The 17,872-nt window shown below is 43.3% G+C and carries 20 protein-coding genes; all 20 read left to right on the forward strand.

What is annotated here, in order from left to right:
* The first annotated feature begins 146 nt into the window (after positions 1-146).
* The 20 genes from QM830_RS02540 to QM830_RS02635 all read left to right on the forward strand — a co-directional run bounded on the left by QM830_RS02540 (position 147) and on the right by QM830_RS02635 (position 17,833).
* Entirely contained in the window at positions 147-953 is an 807-nt protein-coding gene (locus tag QM830_RS02540) for a dihydroorotate dehydrogenase electron transfer subunit (protein ID WP_414325493.1), read from the forward strand.
* A 10-nt stretch (positions 954-963) separates the two neighbouring features.
* Positions 964-1,902 (forward strand): dihydroorotate dehydrogenase, encoded by a 939-nt coding sequence (locus QM830_RS02545; RefSeq protein ID WP_414325494.1) that lies wholly within the window; start codon positions 964-966, stop codon positions 1,900-1,902.
* Between the two features lie 176 nt (positions 1,903-2,078).
* Positions 2,079-2,771 (forward strand): orotidine-5'-phosphate decarboxylase, encoded by a 693-nt coding sequence (pyrF, locus tag QM830_RS02550; RefSeq protein WP_003011715.1) that lies wholly within the window; start codon positions 2,079-2,081, stop codon positions 2,769-2,771.
* A gap of 267 nt (positions 2,772-3,038) precedes the next feature.
* The gene (gene pyrE / locus QM830_RS02555; RefSeq protein ID WP_003007111.1) at positions 3,039-3,671 is read left to right on the forward strand and encodes an orotate phosphoribosyltransferase; all 633 of its coding nucleotides are present in this window, start codon (positions 3,039-3,041) and stop codon (positions 3,669-3,671) included.
* A 142-nt stretch (positions 3,672-3,813) separates the two neighbouring features.
* Positions 3,814-4,413, forward strand: a complete 600-nt coding sequence (locus tag QM830_RS02560) for a hypothetical protein (RefSeq protein WP_009730937.1) — start codon at positions 3,814-3,816, stop codon at positions 4,411-4,413.
* A 46-nt stretch (positions 4,414-4,459) separates the two neighbouring features.
* Complete coding sequence (locus QM830_RS02565) at positions 4,460-4,999, forward strand: hypothetical protein (RefSeq protein ID WP_009730938.1); 540 nt, start codon at positions 4,460-4,462, stop codon at positions 4,997-4,999.
* 24 nt (positions 5,000-5,023) lie between these two features.
* Positions 5,024-5,521: a hypothetical protein gene (locus QM830_RS02570; RefSeq protein WP_009730939.1), complete on the forward strand. Its 498-nt coding sequence runs from the start codon at positions 5,024-5,026 to the stop codon at positions 5,519-5,521.
* Positions 5,522-5,795: 274 nt separating this feature from the next.
* Positions 5,796-7,319 (forward strand): glycosyltransferase family 39 protein, encoded by a 1,524-nt coding sequence (locus QM830_RS02575; RefSeq protein WP_009730941.1) that lies wholly within the window; start codon positions 5,796-5,798, stop codon positions 7,317-7,319.
* A gap of 112 nt (positions 7,320-7,431) precedes the next feature.
* The gene (locus QM830_RS02580; RefSeq protein WP_414325496.1) at positions 7,432-8,085 is read left to right on the forward strand and encodes a uracil-DNA glycosylase; all 654 of its coding nucleotides are present in this window, start codon (positions 7,432-7,434) and stop codon (positions 8,083-8,085) included.
* Positions 8,086-8,094: 9 nt separating this feature from the next.
* A complete protein-coding gene (locus QM830_RS02585) occupies positions 8,095-8,559 on the forward strand; it encodes an NUDIX hydrolase (protein ID WP_298620210.1) in 465 nt (154 codons plus the stop codon).
* An 11-nt stretch (positions 8,560-8,570) separates the two neighbouring features.
* Positions 8,571-9,839, forward strand: coding sequence for a dihydroorotase (locus QM830_RS02590; RefSeq protein ID WP_414325498.1), 1,269 nt, complete (start codon positions 8,571-8,573; stop codon positions 9,837-9,839).
* Positions 9,840-9,853: 14 nt separating this feature from the next.
* Positions 9,854-10,690, forward strand: a complete 837-nt coding sequence (locus QM830_RS02595) for an SGNH/GDSL hydrolase family protein (RefSeq protein ID WP_414325500.1) — start codon at positions 9,854-9,856, stop codon at positions 10,688-10,690.
* Positions 10,665-11,297: a YpmS family protein gene (locus tag QM830_RS02600; RefSeq protein WP_414325502.1), complete on the forward strand. Its 633-nt coding sequence runs from the start codon at positions 10,665-10,667 to the stop codon at positions 11,295-11,297. The genes QM830_RS02595 and QM830_RS02600 overlap by 26 nt, the downstream gene beginning before the upstream one ends.
* Before the next feature lie 284 nt (positions 11,298-11,581).
* Positions 11,582-13,144, forward strand: a complete 1,563-nt coding sequence (locus tag QM830_RS02605) for a 2-isopropylmalate synthase (RefSeq protein WP_414325503.1) — start codon at positions 11,582-11,584, stop codon at positions 13,142-13,144.
* 11 nt (positions 13,145-13,155) lie between these two features.
* Positions 13,156-14,193 (forward strand): 3-isopropylmalate dehydrogenase, encoded by a 1,038-nt coding sequence (leuB, locus tag QM830_RS02610; RefSeq protein WP_414325504.1) that lies wholly within the window; start codon positions 13,156-13,158, stop codon positions 14,191-14,193.
* Between the two features lies 1 nt (position 14,194).
* A complete protein-coding gene (locus QM830_RS02615; protein WP_414325505.1) occupies positions 14,195-14,473 on the forward strand; it encodes a DUF1294 domain-containing protein in 279 nt (92 codons plus the stop codon).
* Between the two features lie 24 nt (positions 14,474-14,497).
* Positions 14,498-15,880, forward strand: coding sequence for a 3-isopropylmalate dehydratase large subunit (gene leuC / locus QM830_RS02620; RefSeq protein WP_414325507.1), 1,383 nt, complete (start codon positions 14,498-14,500; stop codon positions 15,878-15,880).
* Between the two features lie 11 nt (positions 15,881-15,891).
* A complete protein-coding gene (leuD, locus tag QM830_RS02625; RefSeq protein WP_414325509.1) occupies positions 15,892-16,482 on the forward strand; it encodes a 3-isopropylmalate dehydratase small subunit in 591 nt (196 codons plus the stop codon).
* A 99-nt stretch (positions 16,483-16,581) separates the two neighbouring features.
* Complete coding sequence (locus QM830_RS02630; protein ID WP_414325510.1) at positions 16,582-17,367, forward strand: L-threonylcarbamoyladenylate synthase; 786 nt, start codon at positions 16,582-16,584, stop codon at positions 17,365-17,367.
* Between the two features lie 100 nt (positions 17,368-17,467).
* Positions 17,468-17,833, forward strand: coding sequence for a hypothetical protein (locus tag QM830_RS02635; protein WP_009730953.1), 366 nt, complete (start codon positions 17,468-17,470; stop codon positions 17,831-17,833).
* Positions 17,834-17,872: the final 39 nt, after the last annotated feature.

Consider the following 17,872-nt stretch of genomic DNA (forward strand, 5'->3'; position numbering starts at 1 on the left):
TATAATGAGAAAAATTAACCTTTAAGAGGTCCAGAGAGGCCTGCAAGGAAAGACAGAAAAAAGTTCAGCAGACGGAGTCTAGCTGATCATTTGTGGGACCTTGCTTTTGCGAGGTCTTTTTTGCTGAAAGAAAGAAGAGGAAACCAATGGTCAGTGACAGCTGTAAGAAACGGTTTGGAAAAATCATGATGGAAGACATGGAGTTAATCGCTCAAGAAGAGATTGCGCCCCGGATATTTTCAATGGTCTTGAAGGGGGAAATGGTGGAACAGATGTTGCCGGGGCAGTTTCTTCATATCCGCGTACCGGATGACTCCAAGCTTCTCCGTCGTCCCATTTCTATCTCAGAAATTGATCTAGACAGCCAGACCTGTCGCCTCATCTATCGGGTCGAAGGAGGCGGAACGGCCATCTTTTCTCACTTGCCTGTCAGTAGCTTCCTCAGTGTCATGGGCCCTCAAGGAAATGGCTTTGACCTAAAAGAGCTTGGTCAAGGGGAGCGTGCTTTGATCATCGGTGGCGGGATTGGAGTTCCTCCCTTGGTTCAAGTGGCTAAACAACTACATGAGCAAGGAGTAGAAGTCCATTCTGTCCTGGGATTTGCCAATAAAGAAGCAGTTATCCTTGAGGAAGAATTGAAGCAGTATGGGCAAGTCACTATTACAACTGACGATGGCTCCTATGGAATCCAAGGGAATGTGTCAACTGTAGTGGAGACACTCAATGAGGATATCGATGCAGTTTATTCTTGTGGGGCTCCTGGCATGCTCAAATACGTCAATGCAAAATTCCATGATCATCCCCGCGCCTACATTTCCATGGAATCCCGCATGGCTTGTGGGATGGGAGCTTGTTATGCCTGCGTGGTGCATCTGGAAAATGCAAGCCAAGCTGCCAATAAGCGCGTGTGTGAAGACGGACCGGTCTTTGAAACTGGTACAATTGTGATGTAGGGAGGAAAGTATGACAAGCAATCAATTAGCTGTATCCTTACCAGGATTAGACTTGAAAAATCCCATTATTCCAGCTTCTGGCTGTTTTGGGTTTGGCCAAGAATACGCCAAATACTATGACTTAGACTTATTAGGATCCATCATGATCAAGGCGACGACAGCTGAGGCTCGCTTTGGAAATCCGACACCACGTGTTGCTGAGACCCCTGCAGGCATGCTCAACGCCATTGGACTCCAAAATCCAGGCGTAGACGCGGTCTTAGCAGAGAAACTCCCTTGGTTGGCCGAGAATTACCCGGACTTACCGATTATTGCCAATGTTGCCGGGTTTTCCAACGAAGAATATGCGACAGTATCTCGGAAGATCTCGCAAGCACCAAATGTCACAGCCATTGAACTTAACATCTCCTGTCCCAATGTGGACCATGGCAATAATGGTCTCTTAATCGGTCAGGTTCCCGAGTTGGCCTATGATGCAGTAAAAGCTGCGGTAGAAGCTTCCTCCGTCCCTGTCTATGTCAAGTTAACGCCAAGTGTGGCAGACATCACCCAGGTCGCAAAAGCAGCAGAAGATGCAGGGGCCGCCGGCTTAACCATGATCAATACCTTGGTCGGGATGCGCTTTGACCTCAAGACTGGCAAACCGATCATTGCAAATGGTACGGGAGGGATGTCAGGACCAGCTATCTTCCCAGTAGCCTTGAAACTCATCCGCCAAGTAGCCCAATCCACTAACCTGCCAATCATTGGAATGGGCGGTGTCAATTCAGCAGAAGCAGCGATTGAAATGATGATTGCTGGTGCTTCAGCGATTGGGGTCGGGACGGCCAATTTTACCGATCCTTATGCTTGTCCAACTATTATCGAAGACCTGCCACAGGTCATGGATCGAAATGGCATTGACACGCTTGAGAATTTTCGGAAACATGTACGGGAAAATCTACTGTAAATCCTTGACTTTTCCCAAATATCGTACTACAATAAATAAAAACCTTTAAAGCAGTCCAGAGAGGCTCCTAAGGTCTAGACGGTGAATCAGGGTAGATACTACCTAATTTTCGTGTAACCTTGCCTCGGGCAAGGTTTTTTTGTGGAAAAAATGTCACCCATTAAAAGGAGAAAACCATGCGTGAAGAACGTCCTATTATTGCCCTTGACTTCCCAGCTTTCGAGGATGTCAAACACTTTTTAGAGCATTTTCCAGAAGATGAAAAACTATTTGTAAAAATCGGAATGGAATTTTTCTATGCAGTTGGTCCTGAAATTGTACACTACCTAAAAGGGCTTGGACACAGTATCTTCCTTGATTTAAAATTGCACGATATCCCAAATACAGTCAAATCAGCTATGTCTGTATTGGGCACTTTCGGAGTGGATATGGTGACGGTTCACGCAGCTGGCGGTGTAGAGATGATGCGCGAAGCCAAAGCAGCTCTTGGTGAAGGAGCTAAGTTGGTAGCCGTAACCCAGTTGACTTCTACCAGTGAAGAAGACATGCGTGATTGCCAAAACATTCAAACAACGGTCCAAGAATCAGTAGTTAATTATGCTCGCAAGGCCCAAGAAGCTGGCTTGGACGGCGTGGTCTGTTCAGCCCATGAAGTAGCCTTGATCAAAGATGCCACTTCATCAGACTTTGTCTGTGTCACACCAGGGATTCGTCCTGCTGGAGCTGAAATCGGCGACCAAAAACGGGTTATGACGCCACAAGAAGCCCATAAAATTGGATCGGACTATATTGTTGTTGGACGCCCCATTATTCAAGCAGAAAATCCATGGGACGCTTACCATGAAATTAAGAGACAGTGGAATAGTTAAGAACGTCTAAGAAGCTGTGCTTCAAGACGTTCTACGGGAAGCCCGATAAGGCCTTCCCTAAACTATTCACTAACTTAGTTGAAAGAAAAATATCGTTTCTTTCAACTAAGTGTCGGAATACGTGTCGCTACTAAAAGTGGATTTTTTGTAGTTTTACGGGAGGTTCTATGGTTCCTTCTCTAACTTACTCACTAACCTGTAAAGTTGTTCTTTAAATCTGTTTTAGATTTAATTCGTATATGATTAAAATCGTAAAAAGGAGTTATCATGTCATTAGCTAAAGATATTGCCAGTCATCTTCTAAAAATTGAAGCCGTTTATTTGAAACCAGAAGAACCTTTTACTTGGGCTTCTGGGATCAAGTCCCCTATTTATACGGATAACCGCGTGACCCTTGCTTATCCAGAAACTCGTACCTTGATTGAGAATGGATTCGTGGATAAAATCAAGGAAGCTTTCCCTGAAGTAGAAGTGATTGCAGGGACAGCAACTGCGGGGATTCCTCATGGAGCGATTATTGCGGACAAGATGAACCTTCCTTTTGCCTACATCCGTAGCAAACCAAAAGATCATGGTGCTGGAAACCAAATCGAAGGCCGTGTACCGCAAGGTCAAAAGATGGTGGTGGTTGAAGATTTGATTTCTACTGGTGGATCTGTCTTGGATGCTGTCGCAGCTGCGAAACGTGAAGGAGCAGACGTCCTTGGTGTAGTAGCGATCTTTACTTACCAATTAGAAAAAGCTGATAAGAAATTTGCGGAAGCTGGTGTTCAACTCGAAACCTTGTCAAACTACACAGAATTGATTCATTTGGCTGAAGAACAAGGTTATATCACCTCTGAAGGCTTGGATCTGTTACGTCGTTTTAAGGAAAACCAAGAAACTTGGCAAGACAAATAATATAACTGAAGCGTTTCTAACGCTTCTTTTTTATACTCTTTTCACTAGTTGGTGGTTAACTTGAAACCCAAAGTAAAATCCGGTATGATAGTAGTAATTGTTTTTATTAAAGGAAGATAAAAACTAATTTAAGGGAGAAAAAATGACAAAAGAACATTATTTGCAATTGAAGAAGCAGGTTCGCATCTGGTTTACTGTCAATATCATCATTGGATTGATTGCGATTGCAGGAGGGATTTTAGTAATCATTAGTAAATCACGTCATATTCCATTTTTACTTATGACATTGGGGGCAGTGGGAATCATGAACCGAGTCTTGATTGTACCTGCTTTTAATGCAAAAAAAGAAGTTGAGGAGCAGCATCCAGAGTGGAAGGTATTATCCACTAAAGATTCTAAAATACCTGTGGAAGATCTGCAGAAAGGGTTTTTGGTATCCTTTACAGCTCTTCTGATTGTCATTATTGGTTTTTTCATGTTCTATCGTCCTCTTCCGAAAGTAGATGCAGGAACTGATATGATCAAAACCTATCGAGAGATTCAGTCTGTTCCGGAAAGTCCAACAGATAAAGAGTCTAGCACGGTCTCTAATTTAACACCACAGGATGTTCAAACCTTACAAGAATTGAAGGAAGAGATCGAATCCAATGCCCCATCAGATTCAAACTCATTAGATATCAACAAAGCAAAAGACCTTGCTGAAAAGGCACAGCAACAGAATTGGTTGAAAAGAGGAGAGTAAGGATTCCTCTTCTTTACTTACTTGACAGATTTATAGGAGATTTTAATTGATAAAGTTAAATTCATTAGTATATTTAGTTTCTTTGGATGCAAGGGATTACTATCTAGATACGAGGTCGAACGATATATATGTTCAAACTGCTATTCCTTCAAAAGCAGTTGACTTTACTAGTTTTGTTCCCATGGCGAGCCTCTTTTTATTAAATTTAAACTCGTATCTACATCCAAATAGTAGTAGCTTAAGTCGAATCATTTATATTCTTTTAGCCTTAATTTTGATGATTCTTCTTTTTGAAATGTTGTTAAATCAAAAAAAGACGGAAGACTTTAAAGAATTTGATATCAATACATTAGTTTTCAAAGAGTTATTTATTGGTCATCTAAAAACAAATATTGGTGTGAAACTTCTTTTAGGATTGTCAATGGTTCCTGTTACTGTTACTGTGCTGACAAACTATTTGAATACAGGAAATTATTCTTCCTATGGGATTGGATTGATTACTTTTGGTGGATTCTATTTGGCTATTATTCACTGTCGATTATTGAAACAATTTTTATTATTGAGAAAGATCACGCGCAAAAAATAAATCGGAAAATAAGTAGGTTTTTCAATGCTCAAAAAAGGAACATGTTTTACTATCAGTTTGAATGGGAAAAGGCCTCTATGGGGATTCTTTTTGTTGGTAACAGATCAAGGGGAAGAATTCATCATCAAACGAAATAGTAAGATCCCTTTTGACAGATACCGAAAAGTGTATCAGACTACCTATTCATTTAAAGATAAAGTCTTTACAAAGAAAGCTCCAAACAATCTTTCGACCGTCATTGGTGTCCCGCTAGGTTTGTTATTAGCAAGAACATTAAGAAAGATCCTTCCCATGGACCTTTTATTCGGAAAACCGAATCTTGATTTGAATGTTAGAGAAGGAGTGGTGAACGTTCTTCTATTTCTTCTTGCTGTCATCGTCACTTTATGGTTGGTCTCTGTTGCCAGAGATATACAGTTGAAACGGTTTGTTGAAAAAAATGGAGCAGAACTCGCATTAGTTGGTCAGATAAAACCAGTAGAGTATCTTCAAAAAACGTCAAATGGAACCGAGGTGTGGTGAATGCGAAAAATGCGAAAACGTCAATTGTTTGCCCTTATTTGTTTAAGTACTCTCGTCCTATTTTTAGCGTATTTTGTTCAAATGCGCTTGTTTTTGGCCTTGATTTTATGTTTAATTGTGATCTTATTTTTTAGAGGACTCGAATTCACAGAGTCTCGGGAAATAGAGTTTGATTTCAAGGAAGATCGTAAATAACAAAGATAATTCCTCAACCTAAAAGATTTCGTATCAGTCCAAAACAGCAGAAATGCTGTTTTTTTGATATAATGGACCTATGTTATCGAAAAGTAAACGTATTCTATTTGGGATGCTTCATGTTGTCATGTTGCTAGTGATGGTCCACTGGTTCTTGATCAGTGTGACCTATCTGAGAGAGATTTCATGGTTAGCCATTTTAGGTGCTGGATTGCTATTTCTGCTAGCCTGGTTGAAACGCGGTGGGGTAAAAAGAGCCATTGCTTGGTTGACCCGTCATAAAACAGGCTTCTTGCTTGGCGCGATCATCTGTCAGTTAATCTTTATGATTTGTGCGGAGCTTTTGATCCGTCGGGATGCTGCAGTTGTTTTCAAAGGGGCATTTGATCTTCTTAAACAATCTTCCATCACCAACTACCTCAGTCGCAATCCTAATAACATTCCGCTCTTTCTCTATGAAAAGTTTTTCTATGTTTTCTTCGGTTCTAGCGGCTTGTGGGTTATGCAGGCTCTCAATATACTCTATGTCAATCTGGGTGCCGTCCTCTTGTACAAACTGTCCCAGAAGCATTTCAATCAGAAAACGGCTGATCTAGTTTATCTCTTTTATGTCAGCTTGATCTGTTACTCACCTTATTTCTATTCCATGTATACGGATATTCCTCCGCTTCCTTTGATCGCTCTTCAATTGTGGTGGGCCTTGGATCTCTTGAAGGAAGACCAAGCAGGGATCTCCTGGAAGAAGATGTTTGCTTTAGGAATTTTATCTGGCGTGACCATGTTGATCCGTCCAACGACGATTATTATCATGATTGCCTTTTGGGCTGTCCTCTTCTTTAGAGGAAACTGGAAGGCCTTTGGCAAGATTGCTACGGTGACCGTGATGATGACGGGCTTTGTCTTTGCAGGATTGAATACAGCGGTCAATCATCAAACAGTTGTACCAATCTTGAAACAAGAAGGTTTGGCTAAAGGACCACTCTTGTTTATCAATCTGGGCTTGACAGATATGGGGCATAACCAAGAAGATATGAAAGAAGGCTTGCTAGCTTATATTGATAAGGACAAGCGCTCAGACTATAACAATGGTCTCTTTAAGAAAGAAAATGTTATCAAAGAAATCAAGCGCCGTCTCAAGGAGTATGGTACTTGGGGTTTGCTGGGGCATATCTATTACAAGCAGTCTTTGACGGTAGCAGAAGGGACCCTTGGTTGGCTGTACCGAGATGTAGAGTATGAGAAGACACCTTATATTAATCCTCTCTTTGCGCCACTGACTAAAAACAATGGTCTGGCCAAATGGGTGCGAACCTATTTCCTTAGCACGGATCGCCCACAGTACAAGTATTATGAATTTGTGAAACAGTTGATCTGGATCGTCCTATCAGCTGGCTTGGTTGGGGCTTATCTCAAACGTCGAGATACAGATGCCTTTAACTTCCTTTCCTTAGCGGTCTTTGGCGGCTTGCTCTTCTTAACCATCTTTGAAGGTGGGAAGACCCGTTACCTCATCCAATTCTTGCCGCAAATTTTGCTAGTGGCTTCGATCGGTCTAGCAGGATTTACCAAGAAAGAAAATACACAAAAACTCTCGCTTGTTTAACAGGCAGAACCAGAGGTTGGATAAAATAGTCCAGCCTCTTTTTTATCCAGTGGATCTGTGTCAAATGTGGTATAATGAAAGGTAAGAATTTATTGGATAGCGGAGAGTTTCCATGCAACATTCCCCTTGGCATGAAGCCATCAAATCCCATCTTCCAGAAGGGTATTTTCACCAGATCAATGACTTTATGAATGAGGTCTATAGCAAAGGAGTGGTCTATCCACCGCGTGACAAGGTCTTTAAGGCCTTGCAGACGACTGAGATGGATCAGGTCAAGGTCTTGATTTTAGGCCAAGATCCCTACCACGGACCGGACCAAGCGCAAGGCTTAAGTTTTTCTGTGCCGGATCATGTCCCAGCCCCCCCTTCTTTGCAAAATATTCTCAAAGAATTGCGCTCAGATATTGGAGAGAAGCGGTCGCATGATCTGACCTCTTGGGCAGAGCAAGGGGTGCTCTTGCTCAATGCCTGCTTGACGGTTCCTGCTGGTCAGGCCAATGGCCATGCGGGACAAATTTGGGAGCCGTTCACAGATGCTGTGATCAAGGTGGTCAATGAGTTGGAGGAGCCAGTTGTCTTTATCCTCTGGGGATCTTATGCCCGTAAGAAAAAGCCTCTGATTACCCACGATCGACATTTGGTCCTTGAATCAGCTCACCCAAGTCCCTTATCAGCCTACCGAGGATTCTTTGGTACCCATCCCTTTTCAAAAACCAATCAATTTTTGAAAGAAGCAGGACGCGAGCCAATTGATTGGTTAAGATAGGAGAAAGAAATGCCACAATTAGCAACAATTTGTTATATCGACAATGGGAAAGAATTTCTCATGTTGCATCGCAATAAAAAGCCCAATGATGTCCATGAAGGTAAATGGATCGGGGTGGGTGGAAAATTAGAACGCGGAGAAACCCCTCAGGAGTGTGCTGCCCGTGAAATTTTTGAGGAGACAGGCCTTAGAGCCAAGCCAGTCTTGAAAGGGATCATTACCTTTCCTGAGTTTACTCCAGATCTAGACTGGTACACATATGTCTTCAAGGTGACTGAGTTTGAAGGGGATCTCATCGAGTGTAACGAAGGGACCTTGGAATGGGTACCTTACGATCAAGTCCTCTCAAAACCAACCTGGGAAGGGGACCACACCTTTGTCGAGTGGTTGTTAGAGGATAAACCCTTCTTTTCAGCAATGTTTCGTTATGATGGGGATCGCTTGCTAGAGACCCATGTTGATTTTTATGAATAAAGGAGAATGCAATGGTTGTCATTAAAAATGGTCGTGTCATGGATCCAAAGACCGGTTTGGATCAAGTCTGTGACCTTCGCATCGAAGGAAAGAAAATTGTAGAGATCGCTGAGAACCTGCCAACGGATGGACAAGAGGTGCTTGATGCCTCAGGTCTAGTGGTAGCTCCTGGTTTGATCGATGTGCACGTACATTTTCGTGAACCCGGCCAAACCCATAAAGAAGATATCCATACAGGTGCCTTAGCAGCAGCTGCGGGTGGTTTTACCCGAGTGGTTATGATGGCCAATACCAATCCGACCATTTCAGATATTGCTACCTTAGAGGAAGTCTTAGCTTCTGCAGCCAAGGAAAATCTCCACATTCATACGGTTGCGACAGTGACCAAGAATTTTGACGGTCAACACCTGACAGATTTTGAAGGCCTGCTCAAGGCTGGTGCGGCTGGTTTTTCAGATGATGGAATTCCCCTTCAAAGCACCAAGGTTGTCCGCCAAGCCTTGGAAGAAGCTAAGCGTCTAGGAACCTTTATTAGTTTGCATGAAGAAGACCCTGAGTTGAATGGTATTCTTGGGTTGAATGAAAACATTGCCAAGGAACACTTCCATGTCTGTGGAGCGACAGGTGTAGCTGAATACTCAATGGCAGCGCGGGATGCCATGATTGCCCATGCGACAGGTGCCCACCTCCATATCCAACACCTTTCTAAGGAAGAAAGTGTCAAGGTTGTGGAATTTGCCCAAGGATTAGGAGCTCATGTGACGGCAGAAGTAGCTCCTCAGCATTTTTCTAAGACGGAAGACCTCTTGTTGTCTAAGGGAAGCAATGCCAAGATGAACCCACCTCTTCGCTTGGAATCAGATCGTCTAGCAGTGATTGAAGGCTTGAAGTCAGGCGTCATCTCCGTGATTGCGACGGATCACGCGCCTCACCATGCGGATGAGAAGAATGTTCCTGATATTACCAAAGCACCATCTGGAATGACCGGTCTTGAAACCTCACTTTCTCTTGGTTTGACCTACTTGGTCCATGCAGGACATTTGAGCCTCATGCAATTGCTAGAAAAGATGTCCTATAATCCAGCACGTCTCTATGATTTTGATGCCGGCTATATTGCTGTGGATGGACCAGCAGATTTGACCCTCTTTGATCCGGAAGCAGATCGCCTGGTATCGGATCATTTCGCGTCAAAAGCTGGAAATTCCCCATTTGTGGGTGAAACATTAAAAGGGAAAGTTGCTTATACTATCTGTGATGGACAAGTGATTTTTCAAGGATAAGCGATCGTATTCATATGAATTTTAAAAAAATGATGCAAGGCTTGGTTTTCTTTTTAACCAGCCTTCTTGTCTTAGTTTATTTATTTCGTGCTTTGCTACCAACTGCATCGCCACGCATGACCAAGTCCAAAACGGCTGCGAACGATATCACCTATACTTATGTAGCTCTAGGAGATTCCTTGACCAAAGGCATCGGAGATAGCACCAATCAAGGGGGCTTTGTGCCCCTCCTCGCTCAAAGTTTGTCCAATGAAAATGACGGCCACTACCATGCTGTCAACTATGGTGTAGCTGGAAATACGAGTGCGCAGATTTTAGATCGGCTCAAAAAGGAAAGAGGCCTTCAAAAGGATCTCAAAAAGGCGCGTGTCATGACCTTAACGGTTGGAGGAAATGATCTTCGAAAAATCGTTGTCGATCATCTGAGTGATTTTTCTCTTTCAGATATCCAAAAACCGCTCAAGAATTATACAGCTAACCTCAAAGAAATTATCACAAGGGCTAGAAAGGACAATCCTCAGCTACCCATTTATGTAGTGGGAATCTACAATCCTCTCTACCTGAATTTTCCTGAATTGATCACCATCCAGAAGGCTGTTGATCAGTGGAATCAGACCACTGAAGAAACCATCGCGCCATTCGATCAGGTCTATTTCGTCCCTATCAATGATGCCCTGTATAAAGGGATTGACGGGAAAATGGGGGTGTCAGAAGTCAGTGATGGCAAGACCACGATTACCAACGATGCCTTGTATGAAGAGGATCGTTTTCACCCTAATAATACGGGCTATGAAAAGATGAAGCAAGCAATATTGGAGAAAATCAATGAAACTAAGAAAACTTGGAACTAACAGTATTTCAAAGAAAGACCAACTAGCTCAGTTTAAAAAAATAAATATTTGGAAATGGCTTTTTTTAGGTTTGGTGAGTCTCCTTGTAGCACTGGGTCTTGTGGTACAAAGCCTCATGGCGGCCCCAAGAGAAACTGTTCGTCAGCTCCAACAGACAGCAAAGACTAGCGACGTCCAAGTCGGAACTATGACCACAACCAGAGATCAGTTCAATGACACCATTAAACATCTGCTAAAAAAATACCATTTATCCGATTACAAGGTCTATGCGGACAACCAACAAATCTTGCTAGAAGGGCAGCTGAGTCTTCTGGGCAAGTCCTACCCCTTGTACATTTACTTCCAACCATCCAAATTGGAAAACGGGAATATTCTCTTAACTGTGAAGGATTTTTCGGTAGGAAGCTTTCAAATTCCTCAAAAAATGGTTTTGCGACTTTTAAGCAAAAATAAAAATATCCCAGATTTTATCCAGATTTCGCCAAAGGAGTCTACCATCACCATTGTCCTACCCGAAATTGACAATGACTTTGGACTCTATGCCAAGGCCAATACCATTGATCTCTATAATGACAAGATCGTTTTTGATTTGTATCAGAAGAAGTAGAGCGAAAGCTCTATTTTGTTTCTATTCAAAAAATTCAGAATATTGTAGAAAATTCTTGACATTGCTTTTTTCCTATGCTAAAATACTAAACAAGACATTGAACAAAGGAGAAAGTCAAACATGAAAACAGCTAAGTTTATTCAATTTGCTTTGTTGTTGAGGTATAAGGGCTAGTGCAGAAGCATTAGTCCTGTTTGGCTTACCAAGCGGGCAACAACATCTCGCTTGGTTAACCGAGTGAGATGTTTTTCTTTATATCCACTACATAGAAATGAGGAGACCCTATGCGTAAAGTTGAATTTTTAGATACCAGCCTTCGGGACGGTGAACAGACTCCAGGAGTCAATTTCTCCATTAAAGAAAAGATTGCCATTGCCAAGCAATTGGAAAAATGGGGCATTTCTGCTATTGAAGCAGGTTTTCCTGCAGCCAGTCCGGATTCCTTCACAGCTGTGCAGGAGATTGCGAAGGTCTTGACCAAGACTGCTGTGACAGGTTTGGCTCGCTCCGTTAAATCCGATATTGATGCCTGCTACGAAGCCTTGAAGGATGCCAAGTATCCGCAAGTTCACGTCTTTATCGCAACCAGTCCCATTCACCGGGAGTTTAAACTCAACAAAAGCAAGGAAGAAATTCTTGAAGCTATCAAAGAGCATGTTTCTTATGCGCGTTCTAAGTTTGAAGTTGTTGAATTCTCGCCCGAAGATGCGACACGGACGGAGTTGGATTTCCTCTTGCAAGTCGTCCAGACTGCGGTCGATGCAGGTGCTAGCTACATCAATATTCCTGATACGGTCGGTTTCACGACACCAGCAGAGTACGGAGCTATTTTCAAATACTTGATCGACCATGTCAAGACAGACCGCGAGATTATCTATTCCCCTCATTGCCATGATGATCTGGGAATGGCAGTGGCGAATAGCCTCGCCGCTGTCAAGAATGGAGCTGGTCGTGTCGAAGGAACCATCAATGGCATCGGGGAACGGGCAGGCAATGCGGCACTTGAAGAAGTAGCGGTCGCTCTTAATATTCGTGAAGACTATTTCCAAGTGGAGAGTCCGATTGTCCTTAATGAAACCATCAATACCTCTGAGTTGGTCTCTCGTTACTCTGGTATTCCAATTCCTAAAAACAAGGCGGTTATTGGTGGCAATGCCTTCTCACATGAGTCAGGGATTCACCAAGATGGAGTTCTTAAAAATCCCCTTACCTATGAGATCATCACGCCTGAGTTGGTGGGGGTTAAGAGCAATAGCCTCCCTCTTGGAAAATTGTCTGGTCGCCATGCCTTTGTTGAAAAACTGTATGAGTTGGGACTGGAATTCACAGAAGAAGACATCCAGCCGTTGTTTGCTAAGTTCAAATCTCTGGCAGACAAGAAACACGAGATCACTGATGCCGATATCCGCGCCCTAGTTGCCGGTACAGCAGTGGAAAATCCAGAAGGCTTCCACTTTGATGATCTTCGCCTCACAACCAATGAAGATGAAAGCATCACTGCAGCAGTCAGTCTGAAAAATGAAGATGGTGAAATTCTGGAATACCTTGCAAAAGGTCAGGGTTCAGTTGAAGCAATCTTTAACGCTATTGATCAATTCTTCCACCAAGAAGTACGTCTGACTTCCTACACTATTGATGCGGTGACGGATGGAATTGATGCCCAAGCGCGTGTGCTGGTTACTGTTGAGAATGAAGCGACGGACACCATCTTTAATGCTTCTGGTTTAGACTTTGACGTATTGAAGGCGTCAGCGATTGCCTATATCAATGCCAATACCTTGGTGCAAAAAGAGAATGCTGGAGAGATCGGTCACATTGTATCCTATCGTGATCTACCAGATGCCTAAAGGAGAACACTATGACGAAGAAGATTGTCGCCCTAGCTGGGGACGGGATTGGACCAGAGATCATGGAGGCTGGTCTGTCCGTGCTGAAAGCAGTGGCAGAAAAAACAAATTTTGACTATTCGGTCCAAGCTCATCCATTTGGTGGAGCAGGGATTGATGCGGCTGGTCATCCTCTACCAGCTTCTACTCTAGAAGCTACAAAGGAATCTGATGCCATTCTTCTTGCAGCAATTGGGAGTCCTGAGTATGACAATGCTCCTGTTCGGCCTGAACAAGGTCTGCTCGCTATTCGCAAAGAATTAAACCTCTTTGCAAATATTCGTCCTGTACGAATTTTTGACGCCTTGAAACACCTGTCTCCTTTGAAACCAGAGCGTATCGAAGGTGTTGACTTTGTGGTTGTGCGTGAATTAACGGGTGGGATTTACTTTGGAGAGCATATCTTAGAAGAAGATCAAGCACGGGATATCAATGATTACAGTAGAGAAGAAATCCGTCGGATCGTGCGCCAAGCCTTCAAGATTGCGCAAGGTCGTGGCAAGAAAGTCACCAGTATCGATAAGCAAAATGTCCTTGCGACTTCTAAATTGTGGCGCCAAGTGGCTGAAGAAGTGGCTAAGGAATTTCCAGATGTGACCTTGGAGCATCAGTTGGTAGATAGTGCAGCTATGCTGATGATTACCAATCCTTCTCGCTTTGATGTCATCGTGACGGAAAACCTCTTCGGAGATATCTTATCTGATGAATCGAGCGTCCTTCCGGGAACACTAGGCGTGATGCCGTCTGCCAGTCATTCTGACCAAGGGCCAAGCATGTACGAGCCGATTCATGGTTCAGCTCCGGATATTGCTGGACAAGGGATTGCTAATCCGATTTCTATGATCCTGTCCGTTGCCATGATGCTCCGAGACAGTTTTGGAGAAACAGCAGGTGCAGAAATGATTGAAGAAGCAGTCAATCAAACCTTGAATCAGGGGATTTTGACCCGAGATCTCGGTGGTCAGGCTTCGACTGCAGAGATGACTGCAGCCATTATTGGGAATCTCTAAGATGACTTGGAGAGATCGCTGTTTAATGGTCATTGCTCTTTGGAATGGTATGGTCTTTCTGACCTATGGCTTAGATAAGCGAAAAGCCATTCAAAACAGATGGCGGATTCCTGAAAAGGTCCTCTTACTCGAGAGCTGGCTACTTGGTGGATTTGGAGCTCTTATAGGTGGGCATCTCTTTCACCACAAGGTACGAAAATGGTATTTCCAAGTCACCTGGTGGATGAGTAGCCTTCTCTTAGCAGGTGTCCTCTTTCTAATCCTTCAATGGATTTCCTAACAAGAAGATAAATGGAGAAAGACGATGAGTGGAAAATCTATCTTTGATAAACTTTGGGACCGCCACGTGATTACAGGAGTAGAAGGGCAACCCCAACTCATGTATGTGGACCAACACTATATCCACGAAGTGACGAGTCCCCAAGCCTTTCAAGGATTACGGGATGCAGGACGCAAGGTTCGACGATCTGATTTAACCTTTGGAACCTTTGATCACAATGTTCCAACGGTCAATATTTTTGATATCCGGGATGTCATTTCAAAGGCCCAAATTGATAAATTAGCTGAAAATGTAGTGGAATTTGGGATTGATCATGCAGGTCACGGTTCTGCTAAGCAAGGAATCGTGCATATGATAGGCCCTGAAACTGGTCGGACCCAGCCAGGAAAATTTATTGTCTGTGGAGACAGTCACACCGCAACCCACGGAGCCTTCGGTGCTATTGCCTTTGGGATTGGAACCAGTGAAGTAGAACATGTCTTTGCCACCCAAACCCTCTGGCAAGTCAAACCAAAGAAGATGTTGGTCGAATTCACCGGAACCCCACAAAAAGGGATCTATTCAAAAGATTACATCTTAGCTTTGATAGCGCGTTATGGTGTTGCGTGTGGAGTTGGTTATGTCGTAGAGTATCGGGGAGAAGCGATTGATCGCTTGACCATGGAAGAACGGATGACCATCTGCAATATGTCGATCGAGTTTGGATCCAAAATGGGGATCATGAATCCAGATGAGACGACCTTTGACTATCTTCGGGGACGCGAATGTGTGCCGAGTGATTTTGAGGCCGCAGTAGCTGACTGGAAGACTCTGGTCAGTGATGACGATGCCGTTTATGACAAGGTCATCCGTATGGATGTATCCGAATTAGCTCCGATGGTGACTTGGGGGACCAATCCTTCTATGGGAGTGGACTTTGAGACACCGTTCCCAGAGATTCGGGACATGAATGATGAACGGGCTTATCATTATATGGATTTAGAACCTGGTCAAAAACCAGCAGACATTGAATTGGGCTATATCTTTATCGGTTCCTGTACCAATGCGCGTCTCAGTGATTTAGAGTTAGCGGCCAAGTTTGTGAAAGGCAAAAAAATCGCGCCCAACTTAACAGCCATTGTCGTACCTGGCTCTCGTCCAGTCAAGCAAGCTGCTGAAAAGTTGGGTTTGGATCAAATTTTTATGGATGCAGGCTTTGAATGGCGTGATCCAGGGTGCTCCATGTGTCTCGGGATGAACCCAGACAAGGTGCCGGATGGAGTCCACTGTGCCTCTACTAGCAATCGAAACTTTGAAGATCGCCAAGGGTTTGGGGCCAAGACCCATCTCTGTAGCCCTGCTATGGCCGCTGCAGCAGCAATTGCTGGTCGCTTTGTCGATGTGCGCCAATTGCCAGAAGTCGAGTAAAAGGAGGAATCATGGAGAAATTTACCATTTATACAGGGACAACGGTTCCCTTGATGAACGATAATATCGATACCGACCAAATCCTCCCCAAGCAATTCTTAAAGTTGATTGATAAAAAGGGTTTTGGTAAATACCTCATGTATGCTTGGCGCTACTTGGATGATCAGTATACCGAGGATCCAGATTTCATCTTTAACATGGCAGAATACCGCCAGGCAACTATTTTGATCACTGGTGATAATTTTGGGGCTGGCTCCTCTCGGGAGCACGCTGCCTGGGCTTTGGCAGATTATGGCTTTAAGGTCGTTATCGCTGGATCCTTCGGAGATATTCATTACAATAATGAGCTCAATAATGGCATGCTTCCGATTGTGCAACCGCTAGAAGTTCGTCAAAAATTAGTAAGCTTGAAGCCGACAGATCCAGTGACGGTGGATTTGGAAAAGCAGAAAATCATCTCACCTGTTGGAGAGTTTTGCTTTGAGATCGATCAAGATTGGAAGCATAAATTGCTCAACGGGTTGGATGATATCGGGATTACGCTTCAGTACGAAGACTTGATCACAGCATATGAGAAGAATCGGCCAGCTTACTGGCAATGATAAAAATTGTATACTTAATTACGAATTTTCTGAAAATATATTGAAATTGAGACTAGTTTTTGATACAATACTAAAAAGAATAGAAAAGGAAAGAGACTTATGACAAAACACATTCAATGGGACGGACAACTTTCACAAGAAGGATTTGATATTTTGAAAGGAGAGGGTGGCTGTATCGTCTGCCCTACAAAAGTTGGCTACATCATCATGACCAGCGACAAGGCTGGATTGGAACGGAAGTTCGAAGCCAAAGAACGCAACCGTAACAAACCTGGTGTGGTCCTTTGTGGAAGTATGGAAGAACTTCGTGCCCTTGCGCAATTGAATCCTGAAATCGAAGCATTCTACCAAAAACATTGGGATGAAGATATTTTGCTTGGTTGTATCCTTCCATGGCGCGAAGATGCTTATGCAAAATTGCAAGCTTTCGGAGATGGACGTGAAGAACTCATGACAGACGTTCGTGGAACTAGCTGTTTTGTCATCAAATTTGGTAAAGCTGGGGAGCAAATCGCTAAAGAAATGTGGGAAAAAGAAGGCAAGATGGTTTATGCTTCATCCGCAAACCCTTCAGGTAAAGGAAACCGCGGGAAAGTCGAAGGAATCGGTGAGCGCATCGAAGGTGCTGTGGACTTGGTTATCGAAGCCGACGATTATGTTGCTTCTATCCAACCAGATAAAACAATTGAAACGCGCTATGAACAAGGTGTGATGGTCTCTATGGTGGATGCAGAAGGAAACCTCATCCCAGAACAAGGAGCAGGTAGCCGTTCTGTCAATACTTGTCCAGTCGTGATCCGTAAAGGATTGGATATCGATAAGATCATGATGCACTTATCCGATCATTTCAACTCTTGGAACTTCCGCCAAGGGGAATACTATTAAGAAACAGAAAAATGCATTCCACTTTGGGATGCTCTTTTTGTGAAAGGATAAAAGATGGTATAATAGAGACAAACGATGTTCCAATAGAAAGAGAATTGGTATGATCTCCAGAAAAGCATTTATCGATAAAGTAAATCAGGAAGGTTTTTCATTCAACATTCAAATCCCATGGTGGTGGTATAAAGACTTCAAGTTATTGGTTTGGAAAAAAAGGCTCTCTGAGGAGCAACTCTATCAGCTATTTCTTTCACTTTGTAGGGAGATAGAAGACCGGAGAATGCAAGCGGTAGCGGATAAGAGGAAGTATCAGACTGGATTTTATGTCGCTGCATGCAATGGTCGCGAGTTTCGCTTTGAGTTTGTATTCAAAAAGAATCAACAACTAAGAGTTTTTAATCTATTTGAGACAGTCAATGGTCGGAAGAAACTAACCTTGATGGATTTGCTTGATTACATAATGGATTGACGATTTATAGAAACAATAAGGGTTCACTACAGATTGATA

Origin of the sequence: Streptococcus sp. OMI750, assembly GCF_047463895.1 — a bacterium.
In the GTDB taxonomy this organism is placed as follows: domain Bacteria; phylum Bacillota; class Bacilli; order Lactobacillales; family Streptococcaceae; genus Streptococcus.

What these genes read in the sequence shown, in the direction of transcription:
- QM830_RS02540 (WP_414325493.1), top strand. Translation starts at nt 147, where the DNA reads ATGGTCAGTGACAGCTGTAAGAAACGGTTTGGAAAAATCATGATGGAA.
- QM830_RS02545 (WP_414325494.1), top strand. Translation starts at nt 964, where the DNA reads ATGACAAGCAATCAATTAGCTGTATCCTTACCAGGATTAGACTTGAAA.
- pyrF (WP_003011715.1), top strand. Translation starts at nt 2,079, where the DNA reads ATGCGTGAAGAACGTCCTATTATTGCCCTTGACTTCCCAGCTTTCGAG.
- pyrE (WP_003007111.1), top strand. Translation starts at nt 3,039, where the DNA reads ATGTCATTAGCTAAAGATATTGCCAGTCATCTTCTAAAAATTGAAGCC.
- QM830_RS02560 (WP_009730937.1), top strand. Translation starts at nt 3,814, where the DNA reads ATGACAAAAGAACATTATTTGCAATTGAAGAAGCAGGTTCGCATCTGG.
- QM830_RS02570 (WP_009730939.1), top strand. Translation starts at nt 5,024, where the DNA reads ATGCTCAAAAAAGGAACATGTTTTACTATCAGTTTGAATGGGAAAAGG.
- QM830_RS02575 (WP_009730941.1), top strand. Translation starts at nt 5,796, where the DNA reads ATGTTATCGAAAAGTAAACGTATTCTATTTGGGATGCTTCATGTTGTC.
- QM830_RS02580 (WP_414325496.1), top strand. Translation starts at nt 7,432, where the DNA reads ATGCAACATTCCCCTTGGCATGAAGCCATCAAATCCCATCTTCCAGAA.
- QM830_RS02585 (WP_298620210.1), top strand. Translation starts at nt 8,095, where the DNA reads ATGCCACAATTAGCAACAATTTGTTATATCGACAATGGGAAAGAATTT.
- QM830_RS02590 (WP_414325498.1), top strand. Translation starts at nt 8,571, where the DNA reads ATGGTTGTCATTAAAAATGGTCGTGTCATGGATCCAAAGACCGGTTTG.
- QM830_RS02595 (WP_414325500.1), top strand. Translation starts at nt 9,854, where the DNA reads ATGAATTTTAAAAAAATGATGCAAGGCTTGGTTTTCTTTTTAACCAGC.
- QM830_RS02600 (WP_414325502.1), top strand. Translation starts at nt 10,665, where the DNA reads ATGAAACTAAGAAAACTTGGAACTAACAGTATTTCAAAGAAAGACCAA.
- QM830_RS02605 (WP_414325503.1), top strand. Translation starts at nt 11,582, where the DNA reads ATGCGTAAAGTTGAATTTTTAGATACCAGCCTTCGGGACGGTGAACAG.
- leuB (WP_414325504.1), top strand. Translation starts at nt 13,156, where the DNA reads ATGACGAAGAAGATTGTCGCCCTAGCTGGGGACGGGATTGGACCAGAG.
- QM830_RS02615 (WP_414325505.1), top strand. Translation starts at nt 14,195, where the DNA reads ATGACTTGGAGAGATCGCTGTTTAATGGTCATTGCTCTTTGGAATGGT.
- leuC (WP_414325507.1), top strand. Translation starts at nt 14,498, where the DNA reads ATGAGTGGAAAATCTATCTTTGATAAACTTTGGGACCGCCACGTGATT.
- leuD (WP_414325509.1), top strand. Translation starts at nt 15,892, where the DNA reads ATGGAGAAATTTACCATTTATACAGGGACAACGGTTCCCTTGATGAAC.
- QM830_RS02630 (WP_414325510.1), top strand. Translation starts at nt 16,582, where the DNA reads ATGACAAAACACATTCAATGGGACGGACAACTTTCACAAGAAGGATTT.
- QM830_RS02635 (WP_009730953.1), top strand. Translation starts at nt 17,468, where the DNA reads ATGATCTCCAGAAAAGCATTTATCGATAAAGTAAATCAGGAAGGTTTT.